The sequence below is a fragment of the Streptomyces sp. NPDC046909 genome (genome assembly GCF_040644695.1).
Taxonomy (GTDB): Bacteria; Actinomycetota; Actinomycetes; order Streptomycetales; family Streptomycetaceae; genus Streptomyces.
Window position 1 is genome coordinate 14,980 of record NZ_JBEYXC010000002.1, and the last position, 14,914, is coordinate 29,893.

The window sequence follows — 14,914 nt, forward strand, 5'->3', positions numbered from 1 at the left end:
GCGATCACGGAGTCCGGCGGCCCGCCCAAGGGCCCCTCCAAGGGCCCGTTCGACGGCCCGGAACAGGTGCGGGCACGCCTGGAGGAGACGGGGTACCTCGTCGACGACGGTCTTGCCGTCGCCTGCTTCCTCGCCCTCCGGCTGGCCCGGCCGATCTTCTGCGAGGGCGACGCGGGCGTCGGCAAGACCGCCCTCGCCGCCGCCCTCGCCGAGGCGCTCGACGCTCCGCTGATCCGGTTGCAGTGCCACGAGGGCATCGACGCCTCGCAGGCGCTGTACGACTGGGACTTCCCCCGCCAGCTGCTGCATCTGCGGGCCGCCGAGGCGGCCGGGGTCGCCGACGCGGAGCGGCTGGAGGGGGAACTGTACGACCGGCGTTTCCTGGTCGCCCGGCCGTTGCTGCGGGCGCTGGAGACGCAGCCGTCGGTGCTGCTGGTCGACGAGATCGACCGCGCGGACGACGAGTTCGAGGCGTTTCTCCTTGAGCTGCTCTCGGAATACTCGGTGACTGTTCCGGAGCTGGGCACGCTGCGGGCCGAGACCCCGCCCGTGGTGGTGCTGACCTCCAACCGCACGCGTGAGGTGCATGACGCGTTGAAGCGGCGGTGTCTCTATCACTGGTTCGACCATCCCGGGTTCGCCCGTGAACTCGCCATTGTGCGGCGGCGGTTGCCCGGTGTGGCGGCGCGGCTGGCGGAGCAGGTGACGGCGCTGGCGCAGGCGTTGCGGACGGAGGAGCTGGTGAAACCGCCCGGTGTCGCCGAGACGATCGACTGGGTCGAGGCGCTGGATGCGTTGGGGGCGAGTGAGGTGGATGCGGAGTTGGCGGTGGCGACGCTGGGGGCGGTGCTGAAGTATCGGGAGGATGTGGAGCGGGCTCGGGGGCTGGATTTCGGGGCGGTGCTGTCGGTGGATGTGCCGTGAGGGGTTGTGTGTTGTCTGCGGGTGCGTTGTGGCTGGTCGCGCAGTTCCCCGCGCCCCTTAGGGGCGATGCTGTGCTCGTTGGTTTTGGTCGTGCCCTGCGTGCGGCGGGCGTCGACGCCGGGGCCGAGCGGCTGCACGCGTTTCTGCGGGCCGTGGACGAGCTGGGGGCGGAGCTGTACTGGGCCGGGCGGCTGACCCTGTGCGGGGACCGGGACGATCTGGAGCGCTATGACCGGGTGTTCGCCGCTTACTTCGGTACCGGGGAACGAGCGGGGCGTCCGACCTCCATGCCTCCACGGCCCCCGCTACGCCTGGCCATTCGGGACGCCGCTGAACCTCGTACGACATCTCCCGGCTACGACGCGGGACCGCCCACAACCTCACTCGCCAGCTCCGCCGAGGTGCTGCGCCACCGGGACATCGCCGAGCTGGCGGACGCCGATCGTGAGCAACTGCGGCGTCTGCTCGCCGCGTTCGCGTTGCACGGCGAGTCCCGGCGCAGTGTCCGGCGGCGGCCGGGCCGGTGTGGGGAGGTCGATGCGCACCGGACCGTGCGCGAGATGCTCCGGCGCGGCGGGGAACCCGGGCTGCTGCGGCGCCACGCGCGCATCCAGCGGCCTCGCCGAGTCGTCCTGCTCGTCGATGTCAGCGGGTCCATGGCGCCGTACGCCGACGCGCTGCTGCGGTTCGCGCACGCGGCCGCGCGCGGGCCACGCACCGAGGTGTTCACCGTCAGCACCCGGCTGACCCGGGTGACGCGTGAGCTCGCGCACCGCGATCCGGATCTCGCGATGCGCGCGGTCGCGGCCGCGGTGCCCGACTGGCGTGGGGGTACCCGGCTCGGGGTGCTGCTGCGGGAGTTCCTGGACCGGTGGGGGCAGCGCGGGATGGCGCGGGGCTCGGTCGTGGTCGTGTTGTCGGACGGGTGGGAGCGGGGGGATCCGGAGGTGCTGGCGGGGCAGATGCGACGCCTGCGGCGGTTGGCCCATCGGGTCATCTGGGCCAATCCCCGCAAGGCTCGGCCCGGTTATGCGCCGGTCGCGGCCGGGATGGCGGCGGCGCTGCCGAGTGTGGACGCGTTCGTCGACGGGCACAGTCTGGCCGCGCTGGAGAGGCTGGCGGCGGTCGTGAGAGGAGCGGATCGTGCGTGAGATTCTCCCGGCGCTGGGCGCCTGGTACGCGGCGGGCGTGCCGTTCGGCCTGGCGACCGTCGTCGGGGTGAGCCGCAGTGCGCCGCGCGATCCGGGCGCGGCGATGGCCGTGGGGCCCGGTGACGAGGTCGTCGGGAGTGTGTCCGGGGGGTGTGTGGAGGGGGCGGTGTTCGAGCTCGCGCAGGAGGTGGTGGCGAGCGGCGAGGCGCGGTTGCAGACGTTCGGGTACAGCGACGAGGACGCGTTCGCGGTCGGGCTGACCTGTGGTGGCGAGATCACGCTTCTGGTACGGCCTGTCACATCCGCGACCGACCCTGTCTTCGGCGAGGTGGCCGAGTCGGTGGGGGCCGGACGGCCGGTGACCGTGGCGACGGTGACCGACGGTCCGGCGGTGCGCGGGGCGACCCTCGCCGTGTGGCCGGACCGGGTCGCGGGGACGCTCGGCACCGAGGGGCTGGACGTGGCGGTCACCGCCGACGCACGGGGCGAACTCGCCCTCGGGGCAACGGGGTTGCGGCACTACGGGCCGCACGGCGAGCGCCGCGACGACTCCGTCACGGTCTTCCTGCACTCCTTCGCCCCTCCCCCGCGCATGCTGGTGTTCGGCGCCATCGACTACGCCGCCGCGGTCGCCCGGATCGGTGACTTCCTCGGCTACCGGGTCACCGTGTGCGACGCCCGCCCGGTCTTCGCCACCCCCAAACGCTTCCCGCCCGGCGTGGAGGTGGTCGTGGACTGGCCGCACCGCTATCTGAAGGGCACCGGCACCGACGAGCGCACGGTGATCTGCGTCCTCACCCACGACCCCAAGTTCGACGTCCCGCTCCTTGAGGAGGCACTGCGCCGGCCCGCCGCGTACATCGGGGCGATGGGCAGCCGCCGTACCCACGACGAGCGGATGAAGCGCCTGGTCGACGCCGGGCTCACGGACCGTGAACTGGCCCGGCTGTGCTCCCCGGTCGGGCTCGACCTCGGGGCCCGTACGCCGGAGGAGGTGGCCGTGTCCGTCGCCGCCGAGATCGTCGCACTGAGGTGGGGCGGCACGGGCACCCCGCTGACCGCCACCGCAGGAGCCATCCACCCCCATTGACGGAGGAAATCATGGAACTGCACCACGAGTTCACCGTGCCGGTCCCGGTCGACGACGCCTGGCGGGCGCTCCTCGACATCGAGCGGGTCGCTCCGTGCATGCCGGGGGCGACGGTGGCGGACTACGACGGCAAGACCGTGAACGGCTCGGTGAAGGTCAAGGTCGGTCCGATCACCGTGACGTACAAGGGCACCGCGGTCTTCGAGGAGCAGGACGAGTCGGCCCACCGCATGGTCCTCATCGCCAGCGGCCGGGAGACCCGCGGCCAGGGCACCGCCCGCGCCACCGTGACCGGCACGCTCACGGAACAGGACGGCGGTACGGCGGTCTCGGTGCGCACCGATCTGACGGTGACCGGGCGTCCGGCGCAGTTCGGGCGCGGGGTGATGGCCGAGGTCGGTGACCGGATCATCGGGCAGTTCGCGCGGAACCTCGCCGAACAGCTGGGTGAGAAACCGCGGGAGGAGGCGCTGGAGGGGACGCGCGAGGAGACGCCGCCGGTGGAGGAGCCGCTCGACCTGTTCCGTGCCGCCGGGGTGCCTGTCGCCAAGCGTGCGGCGGTCGCGGGCGTCCTGGTCGTCGCGCTGGTGCTGGCGGTACGGCGGCTGGTGCGGCGCCGTTAGGCCCGAGTGCCCCTGGAGGTCGGTCCGTTGGGGGAACCGGGGTGCCCGCAGGCGGCGTACGCGTGCCGGAGCGGCTCGAACTCGTCGAGCCCCCTGCCCTTCCCTTGACGTCTCCTCGGTCGCGTCGCGCTCGGACCGTACGCCGGACATCGTCAACGTTCACCTGATCGGTATGCGATCCATGTGAACCTCTGAACAAGAACCGTCTCCCCTCGGGTTAGCATCGCCCCTCAAGCACCGCACCATGACACAAACGACAAGCGACCCAAGGGGGACCGAGCTCATGCCGGTCAAGGTCAGCGTCGTCGTCCCCGTGTACAACCCCGGGGTCTACATCGAGGACTGCATCGCGTCTCTGAGGAGGCAGTCGCTGCCTCCCGACGAGTACGAAGTGATCTTCGTCGACGACGGTTCCACCGACGGAACACCCGCCCGGCTCGACGAGCTCGCGGAAGACGACGCGCGCGTCCGCGTCATCCACCAGGAGAACTCCGGCTGGTCCGGCAAGCCCCGCAACGTCGGGATCGCCGCCGCCCAGGGCGAGTTCATCATGTTCGTCGACAACGACGACTACCTCGGCGACGAGGCGCTGGAGCGGATGTACGACTACGGCGTCGCCAACGACGCCGATGTGATCGTCGGGAAGATGGCGGGCAAGGGGCGCGGTGTGCCCATCGAGCTGTTCCGCCGCAACCGGCCGCAGGCGTCGGTGGAGAACGCGCCGCTGATCGACAGTCTCACCCCGCACAAGATGATCCGCCGCGCCTTCCTCGACGACATCGGGCTGCGCTTCCCCGAGGGCCGTCGGCGCCTGGAGGACCACGTCTTCATCGCGGAGGCGTACCTGCGCGCGAAGAACGTCTCCGTGCTCAGCGACTACGTCTGCTACTACCACCTGAGCCGCGACGACGCCTCCAACGCCGGTTTCCAGCAGTTCGAGCCGGTCGGGTACTTCAGGAACCTGCGCGAGGCCCTCGACGTCGTCGAGAAGTACACCGAGCCCGGCGAGGTGCGCGACCGGCTGTTCCGGCGCTGGCTGCGGGTCGAGATGGTCGAGCGGATGCGCGGCAAGCGGTTCTCCAAGTGGCCGGACGACTACCGCCGTTCCCTGTTCGCGGAGATCCACGCGGTCGCCGTCGAGCGGTTCGGCCCGGGTGTGGCGGCCGGACTCCCGCCCGCCCAGCGGGTCGTGGCCGCGCTGATCGCCGCGAACCGGTACGACGACATCCTCGCGTTCGCCGAGTGGGAGGCCGGTATCGGGCTCAGGGCCGTACCGGAAGGCGTCGTCTGGGAGGACGGCACCCTGCGGGTCGGTCTGCGCGCCGAGTTCACTTCGGGCGGCGAGCCCCTGGTGTTCCCCGCCGAGGGCGCCCCGGCGACCGGTGAGCCGCCCCTCGACGCCGCCGAGGCCATCGCCTGGGTCGCGGCCGACTCCGTGACGCGGTTCGGCACGGCCTCCGGTGATCTGATGCTGCGCGACCGCGCCAGCGCCGCCCATCACTTCCAGCCCGTGACGGTCACCCGCGACACGGTCCAGGACGGGGACGGGGTGCGGCTGGTGCTGCGGGTGACGGCGTCGGTCGCCGCCGCCACGCTGGCGGGCGGGGCCGCTCCGGACGCCGGTCTGTGGGACGCGCTCGTACGGGTCAGGCTGGGTGCCTGGACCAAGGAGTGCCGGCTGGGCCCGGCCCCGCTCGACGACCGGCCCGCCCCGCAGGCCGCTCTCGCGGGCGGCCGGACGGTCCTGCCGTACTGGACCCGGCCGCAGGGCAACCTCGCCCTCGCGGTGGACCGGGCGCCCGAGCGGCTGGGCCTGGACCGGGTCACGCCCGACGCCGTCACCGTCAGCGACGGGCGGCTGCGTGCCGGCGTACCGCTGCACGTGGCCGATGACACCAAGGTGCTGCTGCGGCTCGGCTCCACGACGATCCTCGACGTACCCGCCACCCTGTCCGCCGCGCCGGACGGACAGGCCTCGGTCCTCGACGCCGAGCTGCCTCTCGCCGAGCTGCGGGGCGCGACCTGGCGGGTGGCGCTGAGCCCGTTCCCGGACGCCGGCGAGCCGCGCTTTCTCGTGCTGCCGTTCGCGCTGCGGGCCCGCGCGGACTCGGTCCGTGCGGTGCGCGCGCCCAACCCCGGCGGTACGCGACGGCTGGCCCGTCGGGTCCGGCGCGGGCTGGGCAGGGTGCTGCGGGCGGCGAAGGCCCGGATCCCGCAGCGCGGGAAGTAGCGGCACGTCAAAGGCGGAGCGGTCCGGGTACCTTCTGATACCCGGACCGCTCCGCCTTTGCGTACGGCTGTACGGCTGCCCGGCGGCCGACCCCTCAGCGGCTGGTCGCGAGCGGCTCCAGCGCCTTGCGCAGCGGCGCCCAGCCGCGGGAGCGGCCCACACCGAGGTTGCGGGACTTGGTCAGCGCGCCCCAGAAGCCGGCGCCCACGAGTTCCTCGGGCTTGACCGCCTTGACGCGCTCCAGGACCGCCTCGGGCACCTTCTGCGGGTCGGGCACCACGTACTCGGCGATGATCTCGTCGTACTTGTCCTTCAGGACCGTGTTGTTCGGGTCGGCGCCGAAGACGATCAGCTGGCCGGTCGGCTGGGTGTCGACCAGGACGGTCACCAGGTCGGGCCGGAACCGGTTGAGGACCTCGATCATCTTGTAGACGTCACCGGTCCAGGCGTTGGTGTGCCGGTCCCGGGCGGCCTCGTCGATGCTGCGCGGCAGCATGTCGTCGAGGACGATGACGCTGCCCCAGTCCGAGTACTTCTCCACGTTGATGAAGTCGCGCAGCGCGTACTCGAAGAGGTGCATGCCGTCGATGAACGACAGGTCGAGGGTGGTGCGGCGCCAGTAGCCGATGGGGCTGCGGCCGCGGCGCAGGTTGCGCAGCGGGTGGCGGCCGCCCTTGAGGTGGGCCAGCGGGTTGGCGCGGGCGAAGAAGTCGTCACTGGTGGCCTTGACCAGGTGGACGTCGGTCCGGATCTCGCTGACGACCTTGAACGCGGGGTCGATCGCGATGCTGGGCACCCGCGACAACGTGAGACTGCGGCCGTCGTTGACGCCGATCTCCAGGTAGTTGCGGTTCGCGCTGACCTTGTGCAGTTCCCGAAGGAACTCATGGCGTTTCACAGGGACTCCTTGCGGATCTCGGGCAGTGCCTCGTTCAGGGCGGTGCGCCGGTCACGCAGCGGCGGCAGAGCGGGCTGTCGCCGTCTGTCGTGCGCGCGGGCGCTGTATGCGGGGCGGGGCGCGGGCCTCGGGGAGGCCGCGCTGCCCACCGGCCGCACCCGGTCGGGGTCGGCCGCGGGGTGCCGGAGCATCTCGCGGGCCGGTTCGTACCAGGTGGTCTCGCCGGAGCTGGTGGCGTGGAACATACCCTTCGTACCCCGGCCGGCGCCAGGGCCGGGGGCGGCGATACGGTTCGCCACGTCCGCGCTCCGGATGGGTGTGATCTTGCTGCTCGCGGGGTGCCGGCCGGGCCGCTGCGGCCGTCTCATCCGTGCTCCCGGGCGACGCGCCGCTTCAGCGGCTCCCACCAGGCGCGGTGGTCCCGGTACCAGGCGACGGTCTCGGCGAGGCCCTCGGTGAAGTCGTGGCGCGGCCGGTAGCCGAGCTCGGTGCGGATCTTGGTCCAGTCGACGGAGTAGCGCAGGTCGTGCCCCTTGCGGTCCTCGACGTGCTCGACCCTGTCCCAGCCGGCGCCGCTCGCCTCCAGGAGCAGTCCGGTCAGTTCCCGGTTGCTCAGCTCGGTGCCGCCGCCGATGTTGTAGACCTCGCCGGGCCGGCCGCCGGTGCGCACGAGGTCGACGCCCTGGCAGTGGTCGTCGACGTGCAGCCAGTCGCGGACGTTGCGGCCGTCGCCGTAGAGCGGGACCTTGCGGCCGTCGAGGAGGTTGGTGACGAAGAGCGGGATCACCTTTTCGGGGAACTGGTGGGGCCCGTAGTTGTTCGAGCAGCGCGTCACCCGCACATCCAGGCCGTGGGTGCGGTGGTAGGCGAGGGCGAGCAGGTCGGAGGAGGCCTTGGAGGCGGAGTACGGCGAGTTCGGCGCGAGGGGGTGGGTCTCGGGCCAAGAGCCCTCGTCGATGGAGCCGTAGACCTCGTCGGTGGAGACGTGCACGAACGGGCCGGTGCCGTGGCGGAGGGCCGCGTCGAGGAGGGTCTGGGTGCCGACCACGTTGGTCATCACGAAGTCGGTCGCCCCGCTGATGGAGCGGTCCACATGGGACTCGGCGGCGAAGTGCACGATCTGGTCGGCGTCGGCGACCAGCTTGTCGACCAGCTCGGCGTCCCGGATGTCGCCCTGCACGAACTCGAGGCGGGGGTCGTCGAGTTCGAGGTTGTCGAGGGTGCCGGCGTAGGTGAGCTTGTCCAGCACGGTGATCCGCGGCGCGTCGGAGGACTCCGAGGCGAGGAGCCTGCGCACGTACTGGGAGCCGATGAAGCCCGCGGCACCGGTGACGAGGAGGTTCATGAACGGATCTGCACCTTGCTGTGGTCTCCGAGCACTAGGCGATGGGCACTGGGTACACCGGTCGTCGGGGTCACCTCGACGTGACGGCCGATGAGGGAGGACTCTATACGCCCCACGCCCTGGATCAAGGAGTCTCGCAAGACGATGGAAAACTCCAATTCACTGTCCGTGATACGGCAGTTCTCCGCGACGGACGTGAACGGGCCGATGTAGGAGTCGCTGACCTGGGTTCCGGCGCCGATGACCACGGGGCCGACGACGCGGGAGGCGACGATCCGCGCGCCCTCCTCGACGACCACCCGGCCGACGAGCTCGGAGGCTTCGTCGACCTCGCCGTCGATGCGGTGGCCGACGGTCTCCAGGACCGTGCGGTTGACCTCCAGCATGTCGGTGACGTTCCCGGTGTCCTTCCAGTAGCCCTCGATGACCGTGGAACGGACGTCGGCGCGGACATCGATGAGGTGCTGGAGGGCGTGGGTGATCTCCAACTCGCCCCGCCAGGACGGTTCGATGGCGCGCACCGCGTCGTGGATCACGGGCGTGAACAGATAGACGCCGACCAGGGCGAGATCGCTCTTGGGCTTCTCGGGCTTCTCCTCCAGGCCGGTCACCTGCCCCGCCGGGTCGAGTTCGGCGACGCCGAAGGAGCGCGGGTCGGGGACGTGGGTGAGGAGGATCTGGGCGTCCGGCCGGTGGGCGCGGAACTCGTCGACGAGGGAGGCGATTCCGCCGACGATGAAGTTGTCGCCGAGGTACATCACGAAGTCGTCGTCACCGAGGAAGTCCCGTGCGATCAGAACCGCGTGGGCGAGTCCCAGGGGACGTTCCTGCGGGATGTAGGTGATCTCCAGGCCGAACTTGGAGCCGTCGCCGACCGCTTCCTCGATCTCGGCGGCGGTGTCGCCGACGACCACTCCGACCTCGGTGATCCCGGCGGCCGCGATCGACTCCAGGCCGTAGAAGAGCACGGGCTTGTTGGCGACGGGGACGAGTTGTTTGGCGGAGGTGTGGGTGATCGGCCGTAACCGCGTGCCGGCACCGCCGGACAGGACGAGAGCCTTCATCTGGTTCACCTTAGTCCCGTCCGTCCGGCGCAAACCGAGCCGATCGGTTCAGGGTGCACTCGTACGAGTGGTCAGTCCTCGCCCCGCACGATGTTGCCCTCGGAGCCCGGGGCCGCTTCGGGGGTGGTGCCGGTCTCCGCGACGGCGGGGACGTACGTCCGCAGCACACCCCTGCCCCGCAGGCGGCGGGCCCTGGCCCAGCCGGTCTCGGCTCGACGGACGGGTTTCTCCGTGGTGTGTGCGGTCACGACGGTTCATCTTCCTTCTGCGATACGGAATCCGCGCTGCATCCGCGCTGCATCCGCGCTGCGTCTGCGCTGTCTTTGTGTCCGACCGCCGGGTACCCGCGCCGCGCCCGGTCATCCCTCCAGGGTGACCTCGCTCCACACCTGCTTGCCGCCGCTGACCGGCAGCGTGCCCCAGGCGTCCGACATGGCCTCGACGAGGAGGATGCCGCGTCCGCCGGTGGCCTCCCAGCCGATGTTGGTCGCCTTGGCGGGGGTGCGGGGCGAGGCGTCGGCGACGGCGACGCGCAGGCGGTGGTTGACGAGGGTGAGGTCGAGGCGGACCCGGCCGTCGGTGTGCACGAGGGCGTTGGTGACGAGCTCGGAGACGATGAGCAGCACGGTGTCCGCGGCGTCGGCGGAGACTCCCCAGGTGCGCAGGGTGCGGCGGGTGAAGCGGCGGGCGTGGCCGACGGCCTGGGGGACGCGCCACACCGTCCAGCTCTCGCGCTGCGGGCGGGTGGCCATGCCGTCGTAGCGCATGAGGAGCAGGGCGACGTCGTCGCTGCGGCGGGCGTTGCCGAGCAGGGCGTCGGCGACGAGGCCGAGGTGGGCGGGGTCGGAGGCGGCCAGTTCGTGGGCGAAGCGGTCCATGCCCTCGTCGATGTCGGAGTCGGCGGACTCGACGAGGCCGTCGGTGGTGAGGGCGATCAGGGTGCCGGGCTGGAGCCGCAGCGGGGTCATCGGGAAGTCCGCCTGGAGCACTACGCCGAGCGGCGGGCCGCCCTCGTCCTCGGCGATCTCGGTTGCCCCGTCCGGGTGGCGCAGCACCGGCGGCAGGTGTCCCGCGCGCACGCACCAGGCGGAGCCCTCCTCCATGTCGACGTCGACGTAGGCGCAGGTGGCGAAGAGGTCGGTCTCCATGTCCATGAGGAGGCGGTTGGCGTGCGAGACGACGACGTCCGGGGGGTGTCCCTCGACGGCGTAGGCGCGCAGCGCGGTGCGCATCTGGCCCATGAGGGTGGCGGCGCCCGCGCTGTGGCCCTGGACGTCGCCGATGACGAGGGCGACGTGGTTGTCGGGCAGCGGGATCACGTCGTACCAGTCGCCGCCGAGCTCCAGGCCCGCGGTGCTCGGGAGGTAGCGGGCGACGGCGACCGCGCCGGGGAGTTTGGGCAGGCGGCGGGGCAGCAGCTGGCGCTGGAGCATGCCGACGAGTTCGTGCTCGGCGTCGAAGGCGTGGGCGCGGGTGAGGGCCTGTCCGGCGAGGCCCGCGGAGGCGGTGAGGAGGGCGCGTTCGTCGGGGCCGAAGTCGTGCGGGGTGTCCCAGCCGATGAGACAGGCCCCGGCCATGCGGCCCGCGCCGGGCAGCGGCAGGACGGCGAGGCCGCCGGGGCCGACCTCGGCGAGGGCGGGTTCCAGGGCGGTGCCGGCGGGCCAGATCCGGGCGCGGCCCTCGCTCAGGGCGGCGGCGAGGGTGGGCATGGCGCGGACGGGGGCGTCGGGCCACTCGGTGCGCCACTCCAGGCGCCACAGCTCGGGCCAGGACTCGGGTTCGGGCGGGTCGAGGACGGTGACGACGAGCCGGTCGCCCTCCAGCTCGGCGAGGGCGATGCGGTCGGCGAGGAGCGGCTTGCGCAGGGCGGCGACCACGGCCTGGCTGACGTCGCGGACGGTGCCCGCGGTGGCGAGGGCGGCGGCGAGGCGCTGGACGCGGGCCACGTCGGTGACGTCGGAGCGCAGTCCGGCGGCGTCGGCGACGGTGCCGACGAGGCGGGCGGGGCGGCCCTCGCCGCCGGGCAGGAGGCGGCCGCGCAGCCGGAGCCACTTGGGCGGCCCGGTGGGCTGGAGGACGCGGAACTCCAGCTCGCGGTCGCCGATGGACATGTGGTCGGCCTCGACGACGGACATCAGGGACGGCAGGTCCTCGGGCACCGTGCGGGCCAGCAGGGTCTCGACGCGGCCGTCGAAGTCCTCCCGGCCCATCCGGAACAGTTCCAGGATGTCGGCGCCGACCTCGACGCGGCCGGTGTCCATGGCGAGGCTGAAGGCGTTGGCCGGGAGCTCCTCGTCCTCGGCGGGGCGGTCCGGAACGGGGCAGGCCACGGCGTCGGCGATCAGTTCCAGACACTTGCGGTCCTCGTCGTCGAAGCCGCCCGGGTCCTCGCCGACGGCCAGGAGACTGGCCCGGCCGTCGTCGCCGTGCGCGGGCAGCACCGCGAGGTGGAAGTCCCGGGCCGGCGCGCGGCGGGTCTCGGCGCAGCCGGCGAGTTCCTCGGGGCCGAGGTAGAGCGGGCGTCCGGTGCGCTGGGCGTCGGCGAGCGGGGAGCTGCCGGAGCGCGGATAGCCGTCGCGCAGCCCGTACACCGTCCGGGGGACGCCGGCGGACTCGACGAGGCACAGCAGGTCGCCGTCGTCGGCCGGCGCGTACACGGCGGCGAGGGTCGCCCCGGTGAAGACGAGCACCTGCTCCAGCACCCGGCGCAGCCGTTCGGGTGACTCGGGACCGTCCGTGAGCGCTTTCAGGGCAACTTCGGCACGCAGCGTTCTCGTTCTGCGTCCCGCAGCGCCCTCACTGACCACGTCCGCCATTACAGCGCTAATAGGGCACGTGCGCAGCCCCTGTGAGCATTCCGTGGAGTGTCTGCGGGGGCCGGGATCGAAACCCGCCGAACAATTCTTTACGCATGCGTTCCGCACGGTGATCTCGTGACAGCCGTGACTGTCCGTGCCCGTCGCCGCGGCTGGAAGCTCGTTGCCGGGCCACGGAGGGGGACGCATGGACAAGCGGTACGAGGTGTACGCGCTGGCCGACCGGCATTTCTACGAGACGCCCGACCGGCTGTCCGCGGGAGCGCGTGCGGCGGCACCCTTGTACGGGACGGCCCGGCGGGAGGTGCCGGACGGCTGGGAGTCGGCGCGCACCGGGGACTGGCTGGCGCTGACGCCGCTGGGCCCAGACGGCGCCCCGGTGCCCGGTCCGGCCCAGGGCTGGAAGATCCATGCGTCGGCCACCCGGGCGAACGCCGAGCGGATCGCGGCGATGGTGTGGGACTACTGCGTGCCGCGCCGCATCCCGTTCAAGTTCGTACCGGGACCGCATCTGCTGCATCTGCGCAACACCAAGTACGCGGGCCGCGACGCCAGTGGCAAGTTCGTCACCGTCTACCCGGCCGACGAGGAGCAGCTGCACGTCGTCCTGCGCGAGCTGGGCAAGCTCCTGGAGGGCTTCGAGGGGCCGTACATCCTCACGGATCTGCGCTGGTACGACGGTCCGCTGTACGTCCGCTACGGCGCCTTCGCGCGTGCCTTCGTCGTCGACGAGCGGGGCTCGCTGGTGCTGGCGGTGCGGGACGCCGAGGGCAGGCTGGTGCCGGACCGGCGGGCGCCGTCGTTCCAGGTGCCGGAGTGGGTGACGCTGCCGGCCTTCCTCGCACCGCATCTCGCGGCGCGCAACACCACGACGGTGGGCGAGCTGCCGTACCGGATCGAGAAGGCGCTGCACTTCTCCAACGGCGGCGGGGTGTACGCGGGCACCGACACCCGGGACGGGCGCAAGGTCGTCCTCAAGGAGGGGCGGCCGCACGCGGGGCTTGCCTCGGACGGGGCGGACGCGGTCGCGCGCCTGGAGCGGGAGAAGGCCGCGCTGGAGCAGGTGGCGGGGACGGGTGTCGTACCGGAGGTGCGGGACTGGTTCACGCTCGGCGACCACCGCTTCCTGGTCATGGACTTCGTCGAGGGGCGGCCGCTGAACTCGTACTTCGCCGAGCGGCACCCCCTGCTCACACCGGATCCCGAACCGAAGGCGGTGGCGGACTACGCGGAGTGGGCGGTGCGGATCCATGGCGCGGTGGAGCGGGCCGTGGCGGCGGTGCACGAGCGCGGGATCGTCTTCAACGACCTGCATGTCTTCAACATCATGGTCGGGCCCGACGAGGAGTCGGTGTCCCTGATCGACTTCGAGGCGGCGGCCCCGGTGTCGGAGCGGGGCCGCCAGACCGTCGCCCACCCCGGCTTCTTCGCCCCGCCGGACCGTACGGGCGTCGACGTCGACCGCTACGCGCTGGCCTGTCTGCGGCTCGCCCTGTTCCTGCCGGTCACCACGCTGTTCGTGGTCGACCGGGGCAAGGCGGCCCATCTGGCCGAGGTGATCGCCCGTCAGTTCCCGGACGTGCCACGGGAGTTCCTCGACGAGGCGGTCGCGGAGATCACCCGGGACACGCCGACGCCGGCACCGTCCTTCGTCGAGCCGGCCGACTGGCCGTACAGCCGCGACTCCATGGTCAAGGCGCTCCTCGCCTCGGCCACCCCGGAGCGCGAGGACCGGCTCTTCCCGGGCGACATCGCGCAGTTCTCCGACGGCGGCGGGCTCGGTCTCGCGCACGGGGCGGCCGGGGTGCTGTACGCGCTCGACGCGGTCGGCGCCGAGCGGTACGAGGAGGGCGAGCGCTGGCTCCTGGCCCGTACCGCACCGCCGCCGGCGGGCACCCCGCTCGGGCTGTACGACGGTCTCGCCGGCGTCGCCCATGTCCTGGACCGGCTCGGTCACCGGCAGCGGGCCCTGGACCTCATCGACCGTGTCCTGAAGGAGCGGTGGCGGAACCTCTCCTCCGACCTGCGCGGCGGACTGGCCGGACTCGGCCTGGTGCTGGGCGAGTTGGCCGACCGGGCCGGGGAGCCGGAGCTGGCCGAGCGGGCCGCGGAGGCCGCCGACATCGTCGTACGGCGTCTCGCGGAGGCGGTGCCCGACACCCCTCGGCGACGGCGGGCCGGGCTGCTGCGCGGCGCGTCCGGGCAGGCGCTGTTCCTGCTGCGGCAGTACGAACGGACCGGTGAGCCGGGGCTGTTGGCGGCGGCCGGGGCGGCGCTGCGGCGGGACCTGGAATGCTGTGTGACGCGCGAGGGCGGTGAGCTGGAGGTCGACGAGGGCTGGCGGACGCTGCCCTATCTCGGCGACGGCAGCGCGGGCATCGGCATGATCCTGGACGACTGTCTCACCCATGTCCCGGACGTGGCCGAGGAGTTGGAGCCGGTCAGGGCGGGTGTCCTGAAGGCCGCCACCTGCCGCTTCTACGCGCAGCCCGGTCTGTTCCTGGGCCGCGCCGGGATGGTCCTGCATCTCGCCCGGACCGGCGAGCGGGAACGGCTCGCCGAGCAGGTCGCCGCGATGGGCTGGCTGGCGATGGACTACGAGGGCCAACTCGCCTTCCCCGGGCACCAGATGATGCGGCTCTCGATGGACCTGGGCACCGGGACGGCCGGGTGCCTGCTCGCGCTCGGCGCGGCCCTCGATCCCCGGGCGGGTACGCACCTGCCCTTCCTGCCGCCTCTCCGGCGGCCCCCACAGCACGGCTGCGCGCATTGA

General features: G+C 72.3%; 12 protein-coding genes. 6 read left to right on the plus strand and 6 right to left on the minus strand.

What is annotated here, in order from left to right:
- Window positions 1-3 precede the first annotated feature (3 nt).
- The 5 genes from ABZ928_RS04170 to ABZ928_RS04190 all read left to right on the plus strand — a co-directional run bounded on the left by ABZ928_RS04170 (window position 4) and on the right by ABZ928_RS04190 (window position 6,018).
- Window positions 4-924 (plus strand): MoxR family ATPase, encoded by a 921-nt coding sequence (locus tag ABZ928_RS04170; RefSeq protein ID WP_361516114.1) that lies wholly within the window; start codon window positions 4-6, stop codon window positions 922-924.
- Between the two features lie 32 nt (window positions 925-956).
- On the plus strand, window positions 957-2,075 hold the full coding sequence (locus ABZ928_RS04175) for a VWA domain-containing protein (RefSeq protein ID WP_361516116.1): 1,119 nt from the start codon (window positions 957-959) through the stop codon (window positions 2,073-2,075).
- Window positions 2,068-3,165: an XdhC/CoxI family protein gene (locus tag ABZ928_RS04180; RefSeq protein WP_361514942.1), complete on the plus strand. Its 1,098-nt coding sequence runs from the start codon at window positions 2,068-2,070 to the stop codon at window positions 3,163-3,165. Before ABZ928_RS04175 ends, ABZ928_RS04180 begins: the two co-directional genes overlap by 8 nt.
- Window positions 3,166-3,176: 11 nt before the next feature.
- Complete coding sequence (locus tag ABZ928_RS04185; protein WP_361514943.1) at window positions 3,177-3,788, plus strand: SRPBCC family protein; 612 nt, start codon at window positions 3,177-3,179, stop codon at window positions 3,786-3,788.
- Window positions 3,789-4,071: 283 nt separating this feature from the next.
- Complete coding sequence (locus tag ABZ928_RS04190; protein WP_361514944.1) at window positions 4,072-6,018, plus strand: glycosyltransferase family A protein; 1,947 nt, start codon at window positions 4,072-4,074, stop codon at window positions 6,016-6,018.
- Window positions 6,019-6,112: 94 nt separating this feature from the next.
- Here the strand turns inward: ABZ928_RS04190 and ABZ928_RS04195 are convergent, their stop codons facing one another.
- The 6 genes from ABZ928_RS04195 to ABZ928_RS04220 form a co-directional block, all read right to left on the minus strand.
- On the minus strand, window positions 6,113-6,916 hold the full coding sequence (locus ABZ928_RS04195; protein ID WP_361514945.1) for a class I SAM-dependent methyltransferase: 804 nt from the start codon (window positions 6,914-6,916) through the stop codon (window positions 6,113-6,115).
- A complete protein-coding gene (locus ABZ928_RS04200; RefSeq protein ID WP_361514946.1) occupies window positions 6,913-7,284 on the minus strand; it encodes a sugar nucleotide-binding protein in 372 nt (123 codons plus the stop codon). Before ABZ928_RS04200 ends, ABZ928_RS04195 begins: the two co-directional genes overlap by 4 nt.
- Window positions 7,281-8,261: a dTDP-glucose 4,6-dehydratase gene (gene rfbB, locus ABZ928_RS04205; RefSeq protein ID WP_361514947.1), complete on the minus strand. Its 981-nt coding sequence runs from the start codon at window positions 8,259-8,261 to the stop codon at window positions 7,281-7,283. Before rfbB ends, ABZ928_RS04200 begins: the two co-directional genes overlap by 4 nt.
- On the minus strand, window positions 8,258-9,325 hold the full coding sequence (locus tag ABZ928_RS04210; RefSeq protein WP_361514948.1) for a glucose-1-phosphate thymidylyltransferase: 1,068 nt from the start codon (window positions 9,323-9,325) through the stop codon (window positions 8,258-8,260). Before ABZ928_RS04210 ends, rfbB begins: the two co-directional genes overlap by 4 nt.
- Before the next feature lie 71 nt (window positions 9,326-9,396).
- Window positions 9,397-9,573: a hypothetical protein gene (locus tag ABZ928_RS04215; RefSeq protein ID WP_361514949.1), complete on the minus strand. Its 177-nt coding sequence runs from the start codon at window positions 9,571-9,573 to the stop codon at window positions 9,397-9,399.
- A 111-nt stretch (window positions 9,574-9,684) separates the two neighbouring features.
- Entirely contained in the window at window positions 9,685-12,132 is a 2,448-nt protein-coding gene (locus ABZ928_RS04220; RefSeq protein ID WP_361516118.1) for a SpoIIE family protein phosphatase, read from the minus strand.
- 196 nt (window positions 12,133-12,328) lie between these two features.
- Here ABZ928_RS04220 and lanKC point away from each other — a divergent pair, with 196 nt between their 5' ends.
- Entirely contained in the window at window positions 12,329-14,914 is a 2,586-nt protein-coding gene (gene lanKC, locus ABZ928_RS04225; protein ID WP_361514950.1) for a class III lanthionine synthetase LanKC, read from the plus strand.

Coding starts and splice junctions, on each gene's coding strand:
- ABZ928_RS04185 (WP_361514943.1), top strand. CDS start 3,177: ATGGAACTGCACCACGAGTTCACCGTGCCGGTCCCGGTCGACGACGCC.
- ABZ928_RS04190 (WP_361514944.1), top strand. CDS start 4,072: ATGCCGGTCAAGGTCAGCGTCGTCGTCCCCGTGTACAACCCCGGGGTC.
- ABZ928_RS04200 (WP_361514946.1), bottom strand. CDS start 7,284: ATGAGACGGCCGCAGCGGCCCGGCCGGCACCCCGCGAGCAGCAAGATC.
- rfbB (WP_361514947.1), bottom strand. CDS start 8,261: ATGAACCTCCTCGTCACCGGTGCCGCGGGCTTCATCGGCTCCCAGTAC.
- ABZ928_RS04210 (WP_361514948.1), bottom strand. CDS start 9,325: ATGAAGGCTCTCGTCCTGTCCGGCGGTGCCGGCACGCGGTTACGGCCG.
- lanKC (WP_361514950.1), top strand. CDS start 12,329: ATGGACAAGCGGTACGAGGTGTACGCGCTGGCCGACCGGCATTTCTAC.